General features: G+C 66.9%; 18 protein-coding genes. 12 read left to right on the top strand and 6 right to left on the bottom strand.

Annotation, left to right across the window (positions count from 1 at the left end; translation table 11 throughout):
• Positions 1-40: 40 nt before the first annotated feature.
• The gene (locus QW861_RS28300; RefSeq protein WP_315750531.1) at positions 41-1,567 is read left to right on the top strand and encodes a malonyl-CoA synthase; all 1,527 of its coding nucleotides are present in this window, start codon (positions 41-43) and stop codon (positions 1,565-1,567) included.
• Positions 1,568-1,574: 7 nt separating this feature from the next.
• On the opposite strand, the gene QW861_RS28295 is transcribed toward QW861_RS28300, so the two are convergent.
• The gene (locus QW861_RS28295) at positions 1,575-1,832 is read right to left on the bottom strand and encodes a hypothetical protein (RefSeq protein ID WP_315716772.1); all 258 of its coding nucleotides are present in this window, start codon (positions 1,830-1,832) and stop codon (positions 1,575-1,577) included.
• 557 nt (positions 1,833-2,389) lie between these two features.
• On the opposite strand from QW861_RS28295, the gene sdhC reads away from it, so the two are divergent.
• The 10 genes from sdhC to QW861_RS28245 all read left to right on the top strand — a co-directional run bounded on the left by sdhC (position 2,390) and on the right by QW861_RS28245 (position 14,335).
• Positions 2,390-2,788, top strand: coding sequence for a succinate dehydrogenase, cytochrome b556 subunit (gene sdhC / locus QW861_RS28290; protein ID WP_315716771.1), 399 nt, complete (start codon positions 2,390-2,392; stop codon positions 2,786-2,788).
• A gap of 20 nt (positions 2,789-2,808) precedes the next feature.
• Positions 2,809-3,183: a succinate dehydrogenase, hydrophobic membrane anchor protein gene (gene sdhD, locus QW861_RS28285; protein WP_315750835.1), complete on the top strand. Its 375-nt coding sequence runs from the start codon at positions 2,809-2,811 to the stop codon at positions 3,181-3,183.
• A 3-nt stretch (positions 3,184-3,186) separates the two neighbouring features.
• Positions 3,187-5,025 (top strand): succinate dehydrogenase flavoprotein subunit, encoded by a 1,839-nt coding sequence (gene sdhA, locus QW861_RS28280; protein WP_315750532.1) that lies wholly within the window; start codon positions 3,187-3,189, stop codon positions 5,023-5,025.
• Positions 5,026-5,073: 48 nt separating this feature from the next.
• Positions 5,074-5,856 carry a succinate dehydrogenase iron-sulfur subunit gene (locus QW861_RS28275; RefSeq protein WP_315716769.1) on the top strand — a complete coding sequence of 261 codons (783 nt, stop codon included), beginning with the start codon at positions 5,074-5,076 and terminating at the stop codon, positions 5,854-5,856.
• Positions 5,857-5,977: 121 nt separating this feature from the next.
• Positions 5,978-8,128, top strand: a complete 2,151-nt coding sequence (locus tag QW861_RS28270) for an ATP-binding protein (RefSeq protein ID WP_316193784.1) — start codon at positions 5,978-5,980, stop codon at positions 8,126-8,128.
• 64 nt (positions 8,129-8,192) lie between these two features.
• Positions 8,193-10,148 (top strand): ABC transporter ATP-binding protein/permease, encoded by a 1,956-nt coding sequence (locus QW861_RS28265; RefSeq protein ID WP_315750534.1) that lies wholly within the window; start codon positions 8,193-8,195, stop codon positions 10,146-10,148.
• 118 nt (positions 10,149-10,266) lie between these two features.
• Complete coding sequence (locus QW861_RS28260) at positions 10,267-11,094, top strand: FkbM family methyltransferase (RefSeq protein ID WP_316193782.1); 828 nt, start codon at positions 10,267-10,269, stop codon at positions 11,092-11,094.
• A gap of 82 nt (positions 11,095-11,176) precedes the next feature.
• Complete coding sequence (locus tag QW861_RS28255; RefSeq protein WP_315750536.1) at positions 11,177-11,662, top strand: pyridoxamine 5'-phosphate oxidase family protein; 486 nt, start codon at positions 11,177-11,179, stop codon at positions 11,660-11,662.
• Positions 11,662-11,880, top strand: a complete 219-nt coding sequence (locus tag QW861_RS28250; protein ID WP_315716762.1) for a hypothetical protein — start codon at positions 11,662-11,664, stop codon at positions 11,878-11,880. The genes QW861_RS28255 and QW861_RS28250 overlap by 1 nt, the downstream gene beginning before the upstream one ends.
• Before the next feature lie 244 nt (positions 11,881-12,124).
• Positions 12,125-14,335, top strand: coding sequence for an OmpA family protein (locus QW861_RS28245; RefSeq protein ID WP_316193780.1), 2,211 nt, complete (start codon positions 12,125-12,127; stop codon positions 14,333-14,335).
• A gap of 242 nt (positions 14,336-14,577) precedes the next feature.
• Here QW861_RS28245 and argG read toward each other — a convergent pair whose 3' ends face one another.
• From argG to QW861_RS28220, 5 genes are all read right to left on the bottom strand, one after another.
• A complete protein-coding gene (argG, locus tag QW861_RS28240; protein WP_315716760.1) occupies positions 14,578-15,915 on the bottom strand; it encodes an argininosuccinate synthase in 1,338 nt (445 codons plus the stop codon).
• Between the two features lie 112 nt (positions 15,916-16,027).
• Positions 16,028-16,807, bottom strand: coding sequence for a phosphatase PAP2 family protein (locus QW861_RS28235; protein ID WP_316193778.1), 780 nt, complete (start codon positions 16,805-16,807; stop codon positions 16,028-16,030).
• Between the two features lie 46 nt (positions 16,808-16,853).
• Positions 16,854-17,339, bottom strand: a complete 486-nt coding sequence (locus QW861_RS28230; protein ID WP_315716758.1) for a hypothetical protein — start codon at positions 17,337-17,339, stop codon at positions 16,854-16,856.
• Positions 17,340-17,495: 156 nt separating this feature from the next.
• Positions 17,496-18,707, bottom strand: coding sequence for a 23S rRNA (adenine(2503)-C(2))-methyltransferase RlmN (rlmN, locus tag QW861_RS28225; protein WP_315750541.1), 1,212 nt, complete (start codon positions 18,705-18,707; stop codon positions 17,496-17,498).
• A gap of 115 nt (positions 18,708-18,822) precedes the next feature.
• A complete protein-coding gene (locus QW861_RS28220; RefSeq protein WP_315716756.1) occupies positions 18,823-19,434 on the bottom strand; it encodes an invasion associated locus B family protein in 612 nt (203 codons plus the stop codon).
• Between the two features lie 262 nt (positions 19,435-19,696).
• On the opposite strand from QW861_RS28220, the gene QW861_RS28215 reads away from it, so the two are divergent.
• The gene (locus QW861_RS28215; protein WP_315750543.1) at positions 19,697-20,671 is read left to right on the top strand and encodes an NADPH:quinone oxidoreductase family protein; all 975 of its coding nucleotides are present in this window, start codon (positions 19,697-19,699) and stop codon (positions 20,669-20,671) included.
• The last annotated feature ends 126 nt before the right edge of the window (positions 20,672-20,797 follow it).

The raw sequence follows: 20,797 nt of genomic DNA, 5'->3' as shown, positions 1-20,797 counted from the left end.
TGGCACTGCCGGCCTGCCCATGCTCCCAGGGGAATGTTGCATGAACCAAGCCGCCAACGCCAATCTGTTCTCCCGCCTGTTCGATGGCCTCGACGATCCCAGCCGCCTGGCGATCGAGACCCATGACGGCCAGCGCATCACCTACGGCGACCTGATCGCGCGGGCAGGGCAGATGGCGAATGTGCTGGTGAACAGCGGCGTCAAGCCGGGCGACCGGGTCGCGGCGCAGACCGAGAAGTCGGTGTCCGGCCTCGTGCTCTATCTCGCCACGGTGCGTGCAGGCGGCGTCTATCTGCCGCTCAACACCGCCTATACGCTCAACGAGCTCGACTATTTCATCGGCGACGCCGAGCCGACCGTCGTCGTCTGCGATCCGGCCAAGGCCGAGGGCATTGCCACGCTGGCGGCCAAGGTCGGCGCCAAGGTGGAAACGCTCGATGCGTCGGGCAGGGGCTCGCTGACCGAGGCGGCCGACAAGGCCGACAAGGCGTTCACCACGGTGCCACGCGGCGCCGATGATCTCGCCGCCATTCTCTATACGTCCGGCACCACCGGTCGCTCCAAGGGCGCGATGCTGTCTCACGACAATCTCGCCTCGAACTCGCTGACCCTGATCGACTACTGGCGCTTCACCAAGGACGACGTGCTGATCCACGCGCTGCCGATCTATCACACCCATGGTCTGTTCGTGGCCAGCAACGTCACGCTGTTTGCGCGGGCGTCGATGATCTTCCTGCCCAAGCTCGATCCGGACCTGATCATCGACCTGATGGCGCGCGCCACCGTGCTGATGGGTGTGCCGACGTTCTACACCCGGCTTTTGCAGAACCCGCGGCTGTCCAAGGAGACAACCAGCCACATGCGGCTGTTCATCTCCGGCTCGGCGCCGCTGCTCGCCGATACCCATCGCGAATGGTTCGCGCGGACCGGCCATGCCGTCCTCGAGCGCTACGGCATGACCGAGACCAACATGAACACGTCGAATCCTTACGAGGGCGAGCGCGTACCCGGCGCGGTCGGCTTCCCGCTGCCCGGAGTCTCGGTGCGCGTCACCGATCCCGAGACGGCCAAGGAGCTCGCGCGCGACGAGATCGGCATGATCGAGGTGAAGGGCCCGAACGTGTTCAAGGGCTATTGGCGCATGCCGGAGAAGACCAAGTCGGAATTCCGCGACGATGGCTTCTTCATCACCGGCGATCTCGGCAAGATCGACAAGCAGGGCTACGTCCACATCGTCGGCCGCGGCAAGGACCTCGTGATCTCCGGCGGCTTCAACGTCTACCCGAAGGAGATCGAGAGCGAGATCGACGCGATGCCGGGCGTGGTCGAGTCCGCCGTCATCGGTGTGCCGCATCCTGATTTCGGCGAAGGTGTCACGGCGGTCGTGGTGCGCCATCCGGGGGCCGATGTCAGCGAGGCCGGCGTGCTCAAGGGTCTCGACGGCCGACTGGCGAAATTCAAGATGCCCAAGCGCGTGTTCGTGGTCGACGAGCTGCCGCGCAATGCGATGAGCAAGGTGCAGAAGAACGTGCTGCGTGATCAGTACAAGGACATCTATACGAAGTGACGGCGGCCTAGCGCCGGCGCCCGATCGCCAGTCCTACAAGCGCGGCGAGCGGCGGCGCGGCGCAGATCAGCACGAATTCGAGCACGGCGAGCGAGGCAATCTCATGCTGGATGGCCAGCGCGAGACAGGCGGCGAACAGGCCGGCGGCGGTGAAGCCGAGCACGCAGGTCAGGGGCTCCTCGACGGGCTCGTGCGACGACACCTTGCGCGCCGGCAGCGCCGCCGGGCGTTCAGTGGTTGTCGGTCGGACCGTCGGCAGCGGCATCGAGGCTCCCTGCACCGCGTCTGTTGCACCTCGCCTGAGACTAGGCCGCTTCGCCGGGCGGCGACATGCGGCAAAAACGACCGGCGGAGGGGCCCCGTGCGCGGCGAGGAACGCGGGAGATCGAGGGAGATTTGCTGCAGCGCAGGCGGTCGCAACGCAGGTTGTTGCTCCGCGAATCGCTCCGGGCAGGTTTGCAGAATCATCAGATGGCGCTGGCGCTTGCCGCGAAACCGGCTTGGTCAGGACCGTAGCTAAGCGGTGAATCAATGCTCGACAGTCGGCGCCATTTGACAGTCTCGCGGCGTCGGTCATGGCCTTGGTGAGGGCTTAGGAATGAATAATAGTTCGCCGCATCCGGTCACGATCGGTTTCTGGTATACCACGGCGGCCATTGATCCTTTTGCGATCGGTCGCCTAGGACTGAATCGCTGTTCGCATTTGGGCGATTTGTTCGTTGCAACGCCTGTTCCTTCTCCGTAAATAAAGCCCGCCTTGCCGATCCACACGGCCGCAAGCCCCCCGCGTTCACGGCCCACAAGAAATCATCAAAGCAACCAATGACAGCCAGGATCGAACGACCGCTTTCGCCGCATCTGCAAACCTACCGCTGGACGCTGACGATGATTCTCTCGATCGTCCATCGCGCCACCGGGGTTGCATTATATTTCGGGACGCTGCTGCTGGCCTGGTGGTTGATCGCCGCCGCGTCCGGTCCCAGCGCCTACTCCTACGTCCAGGGCTTCATGGGCAGCTTCCTCGGCCGCCTGATCGTGTTCGGCTACACCTGGGCGTTGCTGCACCACCTGCTGTCCGGCATCCGCCACTTCGTCTGGGACCTCGGCTACGGCTTCAAGGCCAATGAGCGCGAGGCGCTCACCTGGGGCGCCCTGATCGGCGGCATCACCTTGACCGTCCTGGTGTGGATCGTGGCTTACGCAGTGGGAGGCGGCCGATGAGCAACGCACACGCGAAATCGATGCGCACCCCGCTCGGCCGGGTCCGCAACCTCGGCGCAGCGCATTCCGGCACCGGCGACTTCTGGCGCCAGCGGCTCACCGCCGTCGCCATGACCCTGCTGATCGTGCCGGTCGTCGTGGTCGTGATCATCCTGCTCGGCCGCAACCAGGCCGGCGCGGCGCAGATCCTCGGCTCTATTCCGATTGCGGTGATCATGCTGCTGTTCGTGATCGCGAGCTGCTGGCACATGAAGATCGGCATGCAGGTCGTGATCGAGGACTACGTGCACAGCGAGCCGCTCAAGCTCGTCGCGATCATGGCCAACAACTTCTTCGCGGTGACCGTGGCGCTCGCCTCGATCTACGCCCTCATCAAACTGTCCACTGGAGTCTAGCCTATGGCCGGCGGAGCAAATGGCAGCGCGAATGGCGCGCCCGCGACGAACGGAAAAGCCTATCCGATCGAGGACCACACCTATGACGTCGTCGTGGTCGGCGCCGGTGGCGCGGGCCTGCGCGCCGTTGTCGGCTGCAGCGAGGCGGGCCTGCGCACCGCCTGCATCACCAAGGTGTTCCCGACCCGCTCGCATACGGTGGCGGCGCAGGGCGGCATCTCGGCCTCGCTCGGCAACATGCACCAGGACGACTGGCGCTGGCACATGTACGACACCGTCAAGGGGTCGGATTGGCTCGGCGACCAGGACGCGATCGAATACATGGTGCGCAACGCGCCCGACGCCGTCTACGAGCTCGAGCATTGGGGCGTGCCGTTCTCGCGCACTGAGGACGGCAAGATCTACCAGCGGCCGTTCGGCGGCATGACCCTGGACTACGGCAAGGGCCAGGCGCAGCGCACCTGCGCCGCCGCCGACCGCACCGGCCACGCGATGCTGCACACGATGTACGGCCAATCGCTGCGGCACGCCGCTGAGTTCTTCATCGAGTTCTTCGCCATCGACCTGATCATGGACGACCAGGGCGTCTGCCGTGGCGTCATCGCGCTGAAGCTCGACGACGGCACGTTGCACCGCTTCCGCGCCCAGACCACCATCCTCGCGACCGGCGGCTATGGCCGCGCCTATGCCTCCTGCACCTCGGCGCACACCTGCACCGGCGACGGCGGCGGCATGGCGCTGCGCGCCGGCCTGCCGCTGCAGGACATGGAGTTCGTGCAGTTCCACCCGACTGGCATCTACGGCTCGGGCTGTCTGGTAACCGAAGGCGCGCGCGGCGAAGGCGGCTATCTCGTCAACGCCGAGGGCGAGCGCTTCATGGAGCGCTATGCGCCGTCCGCCAAGGACCTCGCCTCGCGCGACGTCGTCTCCCGCGCGATGACCATCGAGATCCGCGAAGGCCGCGGCGTCGGCCGGAAGAAGGACCACATCTTCCTGCATCTCGACCATCTCGACCCGAAGGTGCTGGCCGAGCGTCTGCCCGGCATCTCCGAATCGGCCAAGATCTTCGCCAATGTCGACGTGACGCGCGAGCCGATCCCGATCGTGCCGACCGTGCACTACAACATGGGCGGCATCCCGACCAACTATCACGCCGAGGTGCTGACCAAGAAGGATGGCGACGACAACGCGATCGTCCCCGGCCTGATGGCGGTGGGCGAGGCGGCCTGCGTGTCCGTGCACGGCGCCAACCGGCTCGGCTCGAACTCGCTGATCGACCTCGTGGTGTTCGGCCGCGCGGCGGCGCTGCGGCTGGCCGAGAAGCTGACGCCGAACGGCAAGCAGCCGGATCTGCCGAAGGACTCCGCCGACAAGGCGCTGAGCCGGCTCGATCATTATCGCTACGCCTCCGGCGGCACGCCGACCGCGAAGCTGCGCGAGAGCATGCAGAACGTGATGCAGACCAACTGTGCCGTGTTCCGCACCGGCGAGGTGCTGCAGGAAGGCCATAACCTGATCCACAAGGTGTATGGCGGCATCGGCGACATCGCGGTGTCCGACAGATCGCTGGTGTGGAATTCCGACCTGATCGAGACGCTCGAATTCGACAATCTGATCGCGCAGGCAGTCGTGACGATGGACTCGGCCGTCAATCGCACCGAGAGCCGCGGCGCCCATGCGCGCGAGGATTTTCCGGATCGCGACGACAAGGACTGGATGAAGCACACGCTGGCGTGGATCGACAGCAAGGACGGCAAAACCACGATCGATTACCGCCCGGTGCACAACTACACCATGACCAACGACGTGCAGTACATCCCGCCGAAGGCGCGGGTGTACTGATCGCGTGTGACCTGAGCCCGTCCGTCAAACCCAAGAAGGCCTTCCGAAATGGCTGAGTTCGCACTTCCGAAGAATTCTCAGATCACCGGCGGCAAGACCTGGCCCAAGCCGGCCGGCGCCACCGAGGTCCGCGAGTTCAAGGTCTATCGCTGGAATCCGGACGACGGCAAGAATCCGAGCGTCGATACCTTCTACGTCGACGTCAACGATTGCGGCCCGATGGTGCTGGACGGGCTGATCTGGATCAAGAACCACATCGATCCGTCGCTCACCTTCCGCCGCTCCTGCCGCGAGGGCGTGTGCGGCTCCTGCGCGATGAATATCGACGGCCAGAACACGCTGGCCTGCACCAAGTCGATGCACGACGTGAAGGACGGCGCGGTCAAGATCAATCCGCTGCCGCATCAGCCTGTCGTGAAGGACCTGGTGCCGGACCTCACCAATTTCTACGCGCAATACGCCTCGATCGAGCCGTGGCTGAAGACGACCTCGCCGACGCCGCAGAAGGAATGGCGGCAGAGCCACGAGGATCGCGAGAAGCTCGACGGCCTTTACGAGTGCATCCTGTGCGCCTGCTGCTCGACCTCGTGCCCGAGCTACTGGTGGAACAGCGAGCGCTATCTCGGACCCGCCGCTCTGCTGCAGGCGACGCGCTGGGTCAAGGACAGCCGGGACGAAGCCACCGGCGAGCGGCTCGACAATCTCGAGGACCCGTTCCGGCTGTACCGCTGCCACACCATCATGAACTGCGCCAAGGCCTGCCCGAAGGGGCTCAACCCCGCCGAGGCGATCGCGGAACTCAAGTTCAAGCTGGTCGAGCGGCAGATCTAGCCTGACGGGCGGCTTTCGATCTCACCTTCCGCGCCCGATACCGGTGCAAGTTTCGGGCGCGGCTAGTTTGTAGCTGCCGTCGATTGCGTTAAGCTCGTGGCCCTTTGAAGCCGGAGCGACCGTGCAGACCGCACAACGCAAATCGATGACGATGCTGCGCTGGATGATGGTCGCGTCCCTCGCGCTTCCCGTCGCGCTGTTCGTGATCACGGCCTACGTATCCCACGGCACGACGTATGAGGAGGCCGATCGCGAGATCCGCCGCTCGCTCGAAATCGTCCACGAGCACGCGCTGAAGGTGTTCGAGACGATCGAGCGCAGCCTCTCGGAGATCGACGAGGTCGTCCGCGATCTGTCGGATGCCGACATCAAGGCGCGCGAGCAGGTGCTGCATGCCCGGTTGCGACAATTGTCGGACGCGCTGCCGCAGATGAAGTCCGCCTGGGTGTTCGACGCCAATGGCCGGCCGCTGGTCAACAGCATGATCTATCCGGCGCCGGACATGACGTTCCTCGACCGCGACTACTTCAGCGCCCACGTCAAGGACAGCATCGGCACCTTCATCGGCGCGCAGTTGACGCCGCGGCCGCCCTATCAAGGCGCGCCGTTCTTCAGCATCAGCCGCCGCCGCCAGAGCGACGACGGCAGCTTCACCGGTATCATCCAGGCCTCGGTGCTTCCGGATTATTTCGAGCACTTCTATGCCCGGATCGGCCGGGCGCCCGGCAGCTACTTCGCGCTGCGCCGCTTCGATGGTCTCGTTCTGGCGCGCTTCCCGGCCGGCGGGCGAAGGGCGGCTGCGGGGCCCAGCGACATCGCCGCCCGGGCCGCAGATACGGAGCAGCTCGTCACCGAGATCTCGCCGGTCGATGGCGTCGAGCGTCTCGTCGGGTATCAGCGGCTCGGCGGCTATCCCGTCTACGTCTCGGCAGGGCTTGCGACGTCGACCATCCGCAACCGCTGGCTCGGCACGATCGGCCGGCATCTCATCTTCGGCATCCCGGCAACCGCGCTGCTCATCGTCTTCCTGGCCCTTGCCCAGCGGCGGACCGAGCGCCTGCATGTCGAGGCCGCCCGCCGCCTCGAGGCCGAGGATGCGCTCAAGCACGGTCAGCGCATGGAGGCGCTCGGACAATTGACCGGCGGCGTTGCGCACGACTTCAACAATCTGCTGACCGTGATCCGGGCCTCAGCCGACCTGTTGCGCCGGCCGAATCTGGCTGATGAACGGCGGCAGCGCTATATCGACGCGATCTCGGATACGGTGGCGCGCGCATCGAAGCTCACGTCGCAGCTCCTCGCGTTCGCCCGTCGCCAGACGCTGAAGCCGGAGGTCTTCGACATCTGCCGCAGCGTCGTCACCCTGCGCGACATGACCAAGACCCTGGTCGGGTCACGCGTCGAGGTCGCGGTCTCCGTTCCCGACGAGCCGTGCTACGTCAATTCCGACGCTGGCCAGTTCGAGACGGCACTGATCAACCTGGCCGTCAATGCCCGCGATGCGATGGCCGGCCAGGGACGTCTCAGCATCACCGTCGCCCCTGCAGCGGCGCTGCCGACGCCGGCGGCGCCGCACGACCGTCCGCCGCTGGGCTATGTCGCCATCACCGTCCAGGACACCGGCGTCGGCATCCCGTCGGAGCATTTCGGACGCATCTTCGAGCCGTTCTTCACGACCAAGACCATCGGCCAGGGCACCGGCCTCGGTCTCTCGCAGGTCTTCGGCTTCGCGAAGCAGTCCGGCGGCGAAATCGGGGTCATGAGCCAGCCGGGCCGCGGCGCGACGTTCACGCTCTATCTGCCGCGCGTCGCTCCAGCCCAGGTGCAGCGCGGCGAGGACGGCAGCCATGCGGAGCCGATCGACGGTCGAGGCATGTCGGTGCTGGTGGTCGAGGACAACATCGACGTCGGCAGGTCGGCGACCGAAGCGCTGGCCGAGCTCGGCTATCGGACCACGCTGGTCGACAACGCCAGAGACGCGCTGGAGGAGCTGATCAGCGGCACCAGCCGGTTCGACGTCGTCTTCACCGATGTCGTGATGCCCGGCATGACTGGGCTGGAACTTGCCGAGGAAATCAGGCGGCTCGAGCTCAACGTGCCGGTCGTGCTCGCGAGTGGCTACAGCCATGTGCTGGCGCAGCAGGGCACGCATGGCTTCGAGCTGCTGCGCAAACCCTATTCGATCGAGGAATTGTCGCGCGTGCTGAACAAGGTCGTTCCGGTGCCGCTGTATCGCGCCCCACCAATGGCGCCGAACACGCAGGTGCCCTGAAACCGGCGCGCATCGCGCGGGAACCAGGCCGGGAACCTTCTGTTCGCACTGCTGTTATCGCGCGATGGGACAGGTTCAGGACACCGCGCGGCCGCCGGCACAGGCGCCCGAGAAGGCGCCGATCATCGAGATCGCGGCCGAGAATGGCGCCCAGGTTGAGCCGCCGCCGCCCGAACTGGTGGAGCCTGATCCGGAGCTGTCGCCCGAAGAGGCAGAGCAGCTGCGCAAGCGCTATCTGCTGACGCGGTTCTGGATCAGCGCCCGCGGTTATTGGGGTCAGAGCGGCGACCGTCTGGCGTGGGCATTCACGATCGGGCTGCTGTTCCTGATCGTTGCGACTGTCGGATTTCAGTACGGCATCAACGTCTGGAATCGGTCGATCTTCGATGCGATCGAGAAACGCGATTCGGCGACGGTCTTTCATCTCACCGCGATCTTCTTCCCGCTCGCGATCGGCAGCGTCATACTCGGGGTCGCCCAGGTCTATGCGCGCATGTCGATCCAGCGGCGCTGGCGCGCCTGGCTGACCAACAGCGTCGTCACCCGCTGGCTGGCCAGCGGGCGCTACTATCAGCTCAATCTCGTCAGCGGCGACCACAAGAATCCGGAATACCGGATCGCCGAGGACCTGCGCATCGCGACCGATTCGCCGGTCGACTTCATCGCCGGCGTGACCTCGGCGCTGCTGTCGGCTGCGACCTTCATCGTCGTGCTCTGGACCATCGGCGGCGCGCTGACGCTGCATCTCGGCGCCACCGAGATCACCATTCCCGGTTTTCTGGTCATTGCCGCGATCGCCTACGCCGCCATCGCCTCGGGCTCGATCATGACGATCGGCCGCCGCTTCGTGCAGGTCTCCGAGGACAAGAACCAGGCCGAGGCCGATTTCCGCTACACTCTGACCCGCGTCCGCGAAAACGGCGAGAGCATCGCCCTGCTCGGCGGCGAGACCGAAGAGCGCGCCGGCATCGACCGGACGTTCGGTAACGTGCTGCAGCAATGGGCGCGGCTCGCCGGCCAGCACATGCGCACCACCCTGGTGTCGCAGGGCTCCAGCCTCATCGCCCCTGTCGTGCCACTGCTGCTGTGCGCGCCGAAATTCCTCGACGGCAGCATGACGCTCGGGCAGGTGATGCAGGCGGCGAGCGCGTTCACGATCGTGCAGACCGCGTTCGGCTGGCTGGTCGACAACTATCCGCGGCTCGCGGATTGGAATGCCTGTGCCCGCCGCATCGCCTCGCTGATGATGTCGCTCGATGCGCTGGAACGTGCCGAGAGAGGCGACGGCATCGGCCGCATCAAGCGCGGCGAGACCACCGGCGACGCGATGCTCAGTCTGAATGATCTGCAGGTGACGCTCGACGACGGCACCGCCGTGGTCGGCGAGACCGAGGTCGTGGTCGATCCCGGCGAGCGCCTGCTCGTCGCGGGCGAATCCGGCACCGGAAAGAGCACGCTCGTGCGCGCCATCGCCGGGCTGTGGCCGTGGGGCGGCGGCAGCATCAACTTCCACCCCGACCGCAAGCTGTTCATGCTGCCGCAGCGACCCTACGTGCCATCGGGCACCCTGCGCCGGGCCGTCGCCTATCCCGGGGCTGCCGAGGATTGGAGCGTGGCGCAGGTCGGCGAAGCCCTGCACAAGGTCGGTCTCGACCATCTCAAGGACAAGATCGAGGAGGACGCGCCCTGGGATCAGACGCTCTCCGGCGGCGAGAAGCAGCGTCTCGCCTTCGCGCGCCTGCTGCTCCACAGCCCTGACATCGTCGTGCTCGATGAAGCCACCTCCGCGCTCGACGAGAAGAGCCAGGACAAGATGATGGAGATGGTGACGAGCGAGCTGCCGAAGGCGACCATCGTCAGCGTGGCGCATCGGGCGGAGCTCGAGGCCTTCCACAGCCGCAAGATCGTGCTCGAACGGCGCAAGGGCGGCGCCAAGCTCGTCAGCGACATCGATCTCATTCCGCGCAAGGGAAAGCGTCGCCTCATCGGCCGCTTCCTGCGTCAGCGCAAGGCGGCCTGAACGGCTCGGACGTTGCCTCAGCGCGGTCCTGGCGACGACACAATGCGGCCACGCCGCCTGCATTGGAGATCGCGGCGAAACCGGCTATCACACGTCGCCCTCAGCCCAGGACGCGACCTTGACGCCCGACAACGATCCTTCTCCGCCCCCCTTTGGTGCCTTTGCTCCGAATGCCGCCCAGGCGCTGGTGATCCGCATGGCGCACGGCTCCGGGCTGAAGCGCGGCGCGTTCCGGCCGATGTTGACGCGTGTCGTCAACATGCTCGGAGCTGGCCCTGTCGACGTCGGCTATCAGGGCGCCAATTTCCGCTTCTACCATCAGGTCAGTGCGACCGAGCGCGGTGCACTGTTCAATCCCGACTACAATCGCGAGGAGCTGGATTTCCTGCGCAGCCACGTTCCGCCGGGCGGCGTGGTGGTGGATGTCGGCGCCAATGTCGGAACGTTCGCCTTGCCGCTTGCCCGTCACGTCGGGCCTGATGGCCTCGTGATCGCAGTGGAGCCGCATCCGGTCACGCATGCGCGGCTGAGCTTCAACCGTGCTGCGTCCGCGCTGCCCCAGGTCAGGCTGCTCGCGGTGGCAGCGGGTGAGAGCGATGGCGAGGTGCTGATCGAGACCGATGGGGACAATCTCGGCGCCAGTCACATCGTGACCGGCGAGGCCGGAGCGGAGGCGTTCAAGGTGCCGTCGTTGCGGCTGCAGACCATTCTCGCACAGGCCGGAGCGGCCAGGGTTGATGCGCTGAAGATCGACGTGGAAGGTTTTGAGGACCGCGTGCTGACCGGCTTCTTCCGTGATGCGCCTGCCGCGTTATGGCCGCGCGCCGTCGTCATCGAACACCTGTCGCGCGACGAATGGCAGAACGATTGTCTCGCCGACATGCTCGGTCGCGGTTACCGTGAGAGCGGCCGCACGCGCAGCAATACGCTGCTGCTGCGCAGCTGAACGGCGTTCGCTTTCCCCGGGCGCGTCCGGAACATCGGCGCCCCACGCGGCGTTGTCGCCCCTGACATTGAGGGAGCCGACCATGAGCAATGACGACGCGCGCGACCAGGACCGCGTTTGGGACCTGATGAAGAAGATCGGCTTTGCGATGCTGGTCACCCGCGATGGTGACAGGCTGCGGGCACGGCCGATGAGCGCGTATCTCGCGCGCGACGAGAACACGATCTATTTTCTCACCGACGCGCGGCATCACAAGGACGAGGAGATCGCGCGATCGCCGCAGGTCAATCTGTCGTTCGCAGACGCCGGCAACCAGAAATACGTGTCGCTCACGGGTACGGCGGCCATTTCCAACGATCGCGGCAAGATCCGGGAGCTGTTCTCGACGCCGGCCAAGGCCTGGTGGGACAGCGCCGAGGATCCGAACATCCGTCTCTTGAAGATCACGCCCGACGACGCTGAATTCTGGGATTCCCCCGGCACGGTCGTAAGCTACGTCAAGATGGCGGCGGCGGCGGTGACAGGCACGCGTCCCGTTCTCGGCGACAATCGAAAGGTCGCGATGTGATGCCGATCGAACCGCCAGAGATTCCGCCGGCGACGCCGGGCCGCCCGCTCGAACCGCCACCGGAGGATCCTGTCGGCAATCCGCAGCCCGACATTCCGCCGCCGGTCTACGAACCCGATGCGCCGGAGCCTCCGCGCGAGCTGCCGGGGCAGACGCCGGACGAAATCCCGGGCCGGGGGCCGCTCGGTCCGACCACACCGAATCCGGCCACGGATTGACCGCGATTGGACGGTCATGATGATCGCCCGCCAGGGGCTTGGTCGCTGGCCGGTCCCGCAGCCCTGCGGCTGCGCCAAGCCCTTGAAAATCAAGGCTGAATGAAACCTGAATGGCGGCCCTGCGGGGGTGGCTTCGCGTCGAAATAAATCCCCCTGCGGATTTGAACTGCGCCACAATCCGGCCTAACGCATACTTGTTGATCTCTCCGTGCTTGAAAAAGATCGTTCCGGGAAAACAAGACACATGAGCAAACTTCGCGTCCTGCTGCTGGCGACGACTGCGCTGTCGGCGATGCAACTAATGAGCTCCGGCTCCCATGCGCAGGGGGCGCCGATGATCGTCGCCCAAGGCCCGGGCGGCGGCGAAGTCGGTCCAGACGGCCGGCCGAAACAGCAGCCGCAGGGGCAGCCGCAGCGACCTGGCCCAGGCGCGCCGCCACCGCATCAGGCTGCGCCTCCGCCGCCTCCCGCGCCGCCGCCGGCCGCTGCTCCACGCCCAGCGCCTCCACCGCCCGCGCCGCCACCGGCAGCGGCCCCGCGTCCCGCACCCCCTCCACCACCGCCTGCTCCGCCGCGGGCCGAGCCGCCGCGTCCGGCGCCCCCACCGCCCCCTCCGCCACGGGCCGAGCCACCACGTCCGGCTGCTCCGCCGCCCCCACCGCCGCCGCGGGCTGAGCCGCCACATTCGGCGCCGCCGCCTCCACGGGCCGAGCCGCCTGCACCTCCGCCGGCGCGTCCTGCGCCACCTGTTGCGGCTCCGCCGGTGCATACGCCGCCGCCTCCAGCGCCTCCGCCGGGGCCGCCGCGTGAGCCGGCACGTCCTGCGACTCCGCCTGCGCCCCCGCCGACGGCTGCTCCCGCGCGTCCAACGCCGCCCACGCCGCCCGTGGCCACGCCCGCCCCGCCACCTCCGCCGAGTCCGGCACCGAACCTGCGGCCGGGAACGCCGCCGTCAGCCGTGACACCCCCGCCTTCGTCGCCAGCGGCCGGGAACGCGTCGCCGCCTGCGCACTCGCCGGCTCCGTCCGCGGCGCCGTCTCCGCAGCCGACGCCGGCTCCGACTCCTCCGGTTGGCCCCGGGCAGCGGCCGCCGACACAGCCAGGTGCCGGCGTCCCGCCGCCTGGTGCTCCCCAGGGAGCACCCCCGCCACGCGGCGCGCCGACGCCGCCGGCCGGAACCGTCGCGCCTGCTCCGGGAACTCCGCCGGCGCCACCCGCGCCTCCGGCCACCCAGACGCCGTCGCAGCAAGGCACGCCGCCCGCAGCCGGGAGCCCGCCCGGCGGACGTCCGGGGACGCCCCCAGGAGCCCCGGGTGGTCCGCCTCCGGCGGCAGGTCCTGGTGCTGCCGGACCCGGTCCGGGACCCGCCGGCGCGCCGCAGGCCGGTCCTGGCGCTGTGCCGCCCGCCGGCCCCCCGGCCATGTCCAATCGGCCGCCGCCGCAGGTCACTGCGCCCATCCCGGCGCCGCCGCCGCCGACGGCACAGCAGCTCACGCCGATCGCGCCCGGCGCGCCGTTGGCGGGGCCGCAGCGGCTGGACGATTTCCGCGGCCAGCGCCGCGAGGTCCAGGAGGGCGGTCGCACGCTGATCTACGAGCCGGGCCGCGTCATCGTGCGCGATCCGAGCGGTCAGGAGTTCGTGCGTCATGACGAGCTTGAGCGCTTCCGCTACGGCGCGCGGGACATCCGCGTCCAGCAGGAGCGGGGAGAGACGCGCACAGTGGTGATCCGTCCCGACGGTAGCCAGATCGTCACGATCACCGCGCCGGACGGCCGGCTGCTGCGCCGCATCCGCCGCGACATCGGTGGCCGCGAGATCATCATCATCGACAACACCTACCGCGATCCCCAGGCGGTCGGCGGCTTCTACGTCGACCTGCCGCCGCCGGAGATCCGCATCCCCTACAACCGCTACATCGTCGACGCGGATGAGGCCGAGCCGGATGTCATCTACGACACGCTGATCGCGCCGCCGGTGGAACGCGTCCAGCGCCGCTACTCGCTCGACGAGGTCCGCTACTCCCCATCGGTGCGACAGCTGATGCCGTCGATCGATCTCAACACGATTACCTTCGAGACCGGATCGTGGGAGATCAGTCCCGACCAGGTGGCGAAGCTGCAGGTCATCGCCGACGGCCTCAACCAGGCGATCCAGCGCAACCCGCGCGAGGTCTTCCTGATCGAGGGCCACACCGACGCGGTCGGCAACGACACCGACAATCTGTCGCTCTCGGATCGCCGCGCCGAGTCGGCCGCCACCTTGCTCACGCAGCAGTTCGGCGTGCCCGCCGAGAACCTGACCTCGCAGGGTTACGGCGCGCAGTACCTGAAGGAGCAGACGCAGGGGCCGAGCCGCATCAACCGCCGCGTCACGGTCCGCCGCATCACGCCGCTGCTCAATGGCGGCCAGGCCGCCCTGCCGCCGCCACCTCCGGGCGTCGCGCCGCCGCGGTGAGACGCGACTGAGCGAAAATGAAAATGGCCGGGAGCGATCCCGGCCATTTTTGTAAGCGGCAATCCGTTCCGTCCTGTTCGGTGTCGTCCCCGCGAACGCGGGGACCCATACTCACAGGATCCAGTTTTGCGATGGCTGGAGCCGCAGCCGGCTCTCACCGTGTCAGTCGGTGGATATGGGTCCCTGCGTTCGCAGGGACGACAGCGGTGGAGACGGCGCGGATTGCGCTCGACAGCTCCAACTCAGCCCTTGTCGTGGCCGAGCTGGAAGATCTGAGCGCCGTCCGCGCCCGACAGCAGCCCCGTGTCCGAATAGAGCTTCAGCTTGGAGCGGGTGTCGGTGATGTCGAGATTGCGCATCGTCAGCTGGCCGATGCGGTCGGCAGGCGTGAACGCGGCGTCCTCGACCTTCTCCATGCTCAGCCGCTCCGGCTGGTAGGTCAGATTGGGGCTCTCGGTGTTGAGGATCGAGTAGTCGTTGCCGCGGCGCAGCTCCAGGGTCACCTCACCGGTGACGGCGCGCGCCACCCAGCGCTGCGCGGTCTCGCGCAGCATCAGCGCCTGCGAATCGAACCACCGGCCCTGATAGAGCAGGCGACCGAGGCGCATGCCGCTGATGCGGTACTGCTCGATCGTATCCTCGTTGTGGATGCCAGTGACGAGCCGCTCATAGGCGATGTGCAGCAGCGCCATGCCCGGCGCCTCGTAGATGCCGCGGCTCTTGGCCTCGATGATGCGGTTCTCGATCTGGTCGCTCATGCCGAGACCATGACGGCCGCCGATCGCGTTGGCCTCCAGGAACAGCGCCACGGGATCGCTGAAGCTCTGGCCGTTCAGCGCGACCGGCTGACCCTCCTCGAAGCGGACCACGACCGTCTCCGGCTTCACGGAGCAATCCTCGCGCCAGAACGGCACGCCCATGATCGGATTGACGATGCGGATGCCGCTGCTCAGGCTCTCGAGATCCTTGGCCTCGTGGGTGGCGCCGAGCAGATTGCTGTCGGTCGAATACGCCTTCTCGGCGCTCATCTTGTAGTCGAAGCCGTTGGCCGTGAGGAAGGCCGACATCTCGGCGCGGCCGCCGAGCTCGTCGATGAACTGCTGGTCGAGCCAGGGCTTGTAGATCTTGAGGCTCGGATTGGTCAGCAGGCCGTAGCGGTAGAAGCGCTCGATGTCGTTGCCCTTGTAGGTCGAGCCGTCGCCCCAGATGTTGACGCCATCCTCCTTCATCGCGGCGACCAGCATGGTGCCGGTGACGGCGCGGCCGAGCGGGGTGGTGTTGAAATAGGTGATGCCGCCGGTCGAGATGTGGAAGGCGCCCGACTGAATCGCGGCGATGCCCTCATGCACCAGCTGAGTGCGGCAATCCACGAGGCGCGCCTTCTCGGCCCCGAAGCTCACCGCCTTGCGCGGGATCTCGTCGTAGTCGGACTCGTCAGGTTGCCCGAGATTTGCCGTGTAGGCAAAGCAACGCGCGCCCTTCTGCTTCATCCAAAGCAGCGCGGCGCTGGTGTCGAGACCGCCGGAAAAGGCGATGCCGACCTTCTCGCCCTTGGGCAGGCTTTTCAGGATCGTGGTCATGGGAGAGTCCAACCGTGTTTGTGGCTGCGCCGTTCAGAAATTCGGGCGCGAATAACAGATTTTGCGTTGCTGGGCACGCCTTTAATGGCGACTGAGGGTGACCGGCCCGCGCTCAGGCCGCGGGGCTGGTATCCGCGGTACGGCGGCCGAACAGCCGGCGCATCAGGCGGAAGCCCGGCCAGCCGAAGCGGGTCAGGGCGGCGTCGATGCCGGCGTCGGTGAGGCGGGTGGACGGCCAGCGGTAGATGTAGCCGTGCAGCAGCCAGATCACGATGAAGGTGACGAGGCCGGCCGCGGCGATGTCGGTGAAGAAATGTCCGCCAAACGCCATCCGCAACACCGAGGTGGCGATGCCGAACAGGACGGCGGCGCCGTAGGCGACGGGCCGGATCGCGGGCGGCGTCAGCGCGGCCGGCGCCAGGGTCCAGAATGCGGTGGCTCCCTCTCCGGAGAAGAACGAGCAGTTGCGGCCGCAGCCGCCGCGCGGATCCCACCACGGCACGAACTGCATGTCGCCGCCGAACTCGGCCACCACAACCGGGCGCGGCCGGCCCCAATAGGATTTGAAGGTGAAGTTGGTGAGCACGCCGGCCGAGAGCGACAAGGTCAGCAGCAGGAACGCCACGGTGCGGCCCTTCACCAGCAGCGGCCGGTCGGGACGGACGAGCTTCACGACCAGCGCAACGATGGACGGCAGCGCGATGCCCCAGGCGACCCACATCGCGGCATCGCGCGCGAACGCAGCATAGCCGTCGAGCTTCACGGGGAAGCTGTGCGTGCGCGGATCGTAGAACAGCGCGGCCAGCTTGAGGTCGAGCTCGGGATAGACGCCGAACAGCACGCCGATGACGAGCGCGAGCGACAATGCGATGAAGAGGCCGGTCCGGTTCATGGCGCGCGGTTTAGCGAAAGCGGATGGCGATGGAAAGGCCGGCGGCTCAACGTGGCGATCCCGACGGCAATGGCGGCGGTGGCGGCAGGCGCGGCGACGGCTCGCGCCAGCGGCCGGCGTTGCGGCCGGCAATCAGCCAATAGACCAGTCCGCCGACGATGCCGGCCCCGGTCAGGATCTCGAGATGGCGACGCACGATGCCCTCGAACCGGAAGGTCTCGGGATCGAACGGGACCAGGCCGAGATAGCAGGCTGCGCCGACCACGCCGCCGCCGATCGCGTAGGCGAGCACGCTGCGGATCGAGAAAGCCTCGGTGATCAGTGCGATCAGCAGCGCCGGGATCAGCGCGAAGCCCGACACGAAGATGAAGCCGAAGCCGATGATGACCTCGAACGCGCCCTGATCGATCGGGCCGTTGCCGAGATCGGAGAACTCCGGAAACAGGACCGCGGTCACCACGATCAGCCCCGCGAGGAAGCACGCGGCAAGAAACGCGAGCGCGATCACGACGAGACGACCGATCAGCGCCATGGCTTTAGACCCGTATTACCCAAGCGAGGCCCCGCTTTCTTCGCTCGTCATGGCCCGGCATGAGCCGGCCATCCATCTCTCGGTCGATGAATCGATGGCGCCCGGGTCAAGCCCGGGCATGACGATCTCGTTCGGAGATGCAGGCGCGATCAATCATCAATCCGTCATCGCCATCGCGCGCAGTGCCTGACGCTCCCGCGCGGACAGCTTCTCCGTCTCCGACTTCAACTGGCCGCAGGCGGCGAGGATGTCGCGGCCGCGCGGCGTGCGCACCGGCGACGAATAGCCCGCGTTGAAGACGTATTCCGAGAACTTCTCGATCTGCTCCCAGTCCGAGCACTCATACGCCGAGCCGGGCCAGGGATTGAACGGGATCAGGTTGATCTTGGCCGGAATGCCCTTCAGCAGCTTGACCAGCAGCCGGGCGTCGTCGAGCGAATCATTGACGCCCTTGAGCATCACATATTCGAAGGTGATGCGGCGCGCGTTGGATGCGCCGGGATAGTCGCGGCAGGCCTGCAGCAGCTCGGCAATCGGATATTTGCGGTTGAGCGGCACCAGCTCGTTGCGCAGTTCGTCGCGCACGGCATGCAGCGAGATCGCCAGCATCACGCCGATCTCCTCGCCGGCGCGCTTGATGTTCGGCACCACGCCGGAGGTCGACAGCGTGATGCGGCGGCGCGAGATGCCGATGCCCTCGTTGTCCGAGACGATCAGCAGCGCGTCGCGCACCGCGTCGAAATTGTACAGCGGCTCGCCCATTCCCATCATGACGATGTTGGTGATGAGCCGGTTGCCGAGCGGGGTCTCGCGGTCGGCCCAGTCGTTCAGCCGGTCGCGCGCCACCATGACCTGGCCGACGATTTCGCCGGCCGTCAGGTTGCGCACCAGCCGCTGCGTGCCGGTGTGGCAGAACGAACAGTTGAGCGTGCAGCCGACCTGGGAGGAGACGCAGAGCGTGCCGCGATCGGTCTCGGGAATGTAGACGCACTCCACCTCGTGCGCCTTCTGCAGATTGTCGCCGCTCGGCAGCCGCAGCAGCCATTTGCGGGTGCCGTCGTTGGAGATCTGCTCGGCCACGACCTCGGGACGGTCGACCGTGAAATGTTCGGCCAGCGCGGTGCGTGTGTCCTTCGATACCGATGTCATCTCGTCGAACGACCTGGCGCCCCGGAAATAGATCCAGTGCCACAACTGCTGCACCCGCATCTTCTGCTGGCGCTCTGGCACTCCGACCTGGCCGAGCCTTGCTGCCAGCTCCGCGCGTGACAGGCCGATCAGCGAGGGCTTCGCCGGCGGGACGTAGGTTTCGAGCGGAGTCTTTTCGAGGGGCGCAGAGGAGTCGCGCAGCCCGGCAGTCGTTGCCATGTCGATGGGCCCAAAGTGCTGCCCGGCCGCGGCGGCCGAAGGCGTTCAGCGGGTTTATATAACGATCCGGCCGGCAAATGCGACCCGCCTGACGAGCGGTACCGGCGGCCGCCGTCTACCGGCGGCAATCCTGCGCGATGCGGTCGAGCGCCTGGGCGAGGCCCTTCAGTGAGAACACGTCGGTGGTCTCCGTGCCCTTGGCCGAGACGCCCTTGACCACGGCCTCGGGCGCCTTGCGCATGGCATCGACCATCCGCTCTTCCTCCGCGGCGTTCTTGATCCAAAGTCCGTCGCCCTGGGTATACATGGCATAGGAGGCTCCGCCGACCTCTACCGTGGCGTCGGATCCCGGCTTCAGCGCATAGCCGATCATGATCGAGACCTCGTTGAAGACCTTCTCGGAGGGCCGGGTCGACACGAAGGCATAGGCGGGATCGCGCGGACGGTTGGGCGGATTGGTCTTGGAGGATGTCGGCTTGGCCAGCGCGAAGCAGACCTTCTTGCCGCCGGGCATCGCGGTATAGGCGCCCCAGCCGCCGAACTGTCCGATCAGCGTCGGTTCCGCGCCGCCGATGTTGGGAACGGCCGGCTTCGATTCCGATTTCGGTGCGGCCTTCGGATGCGGAGCTGCGGCCTTTGGCGCGGCGCTCTGTGCCGCTACGAGGCTCGGAGCTCCGAACAGCAGCACGCCGCCGACCAGCGTTGTCAACAATCGCCCGAACAACATGATACGTTGAGTTCCCCCGCGACTTCGTTCCACCAATATTGTGACTGGATAATGGCCCGGAATCGCTGACCGTGGTCGCGATGGATAGCGGCTAAATGCACCGCTTGCAAAGGCCGCAGAGCCGGATTGTCCGGCGCTCCGCGTCCCTGGCGCGGCGCCGCGCACCTGCCGCGGCCTGATGATGATTGTGGCGCGGCGGCAAATCCGGCATGACGTTCCCAAAGCCGGACCTCGATCCGGCGGCAACGACCAAGGAGCGCCTATGAAAGCCATTCTCTGCTCGCAATTCTGTCAGCCCGACGATCTCGTCCTCACCGAGGTGCCAGATCCGGTGGCCGGTCCCGGCGAGGCCGTGATTGCGATCAAGGCGGCGGCGCTGAACTTCTTCGACATCCTGATGATCCAAGGCAAGTACCAGATCAAGCCGCCGTTCCCGTTCTCGCCGGGTGCGGAGGTCGCGGGTGTCATCGAGAGCGTCGGCGATGGCGTCACCGAACTGAAGGTCGGCGACCGTGTCGTTGCCTCCTGCGGCCACAACGGCGCGCGCGAAAAGATCGCGCTGCCGGCCGCGTCGATCGTCAAGATTCCGGACAATCTCGATTTCGATCGCGCCGCCGGCATCATCATCATCTACGGCACTGCGCTGCATGCGCTGGAGGATCGTGCCAGTCCGAAACCGGGCGAGACGCTGGCCGTGCTTGGCGCCGCCGGCGGCACCGGCCTGGCGGCTTGCGAGCTCGGCAAGCTGATGGGGTTGAAGGTCATCGCCTGTGCCTCTTCGGACGAGAAGCTCGAATTTGCCAGGCAGCACGGCGCGACGCTGACGTTGAACTACGCCAAGGAGGATCTCAAGGAGGGACTGCGGCGGCTCACCGACGGCAAGGGTGCCGACATCATCTTCGATCCCGTCGGAGGCGCCTACGCCGAGGCAGCGCTGCGCTCCATCGCATGGGAGGGCCGATTCCTGGTGATCGGCTTCGCCGCCGGCGACATCCCGAAGATGCCGCTGAACCTCGCGCTTCTGAAGGGCTGTGATATCCGCGGCGTGTTCTGGGGCGCCTGGACCCGACTCAACCCCGCCAAGAACCGCGCCAACCTCGAAAAGCTCGTGCAGTGGACCGCGGAGGGCAAGCTGTCGTCGCACGTCGACCGCACCTTCCCGCTGGCTCAGACCGCCGATGCCTTGAAGGTGCTGGCCGGCCGCCAGGCGATGGGCAAGGTGATCCTGCACCCCTGAGGACGTCGCGCAATGAAGGCCCCCGGGGGGCTGTACTCCCCGGGATAGCCTCGCCCTGATCCGTGCAACCAAACCGAGCAGTGCCCCGGCTGTTGTGCCGATGGAATGCTCGAGCCGGCCCGGCGT

The organism is Bradyrhizobium sp. SZCCHNRI1029 (genome assembly GCF_032487555.1).
Taxonomy (GTDB): domain Bacteria; phylum Pseudomonadota; class Alphaproteobacteria; order Rhizobiales; family Xanthobacteraceae; genus Bradyrhizobium.
Note: the sequence above shows the minus strand (reverse complement) of the source record. Positions and strands in the feature narration are given on the sequence as shown.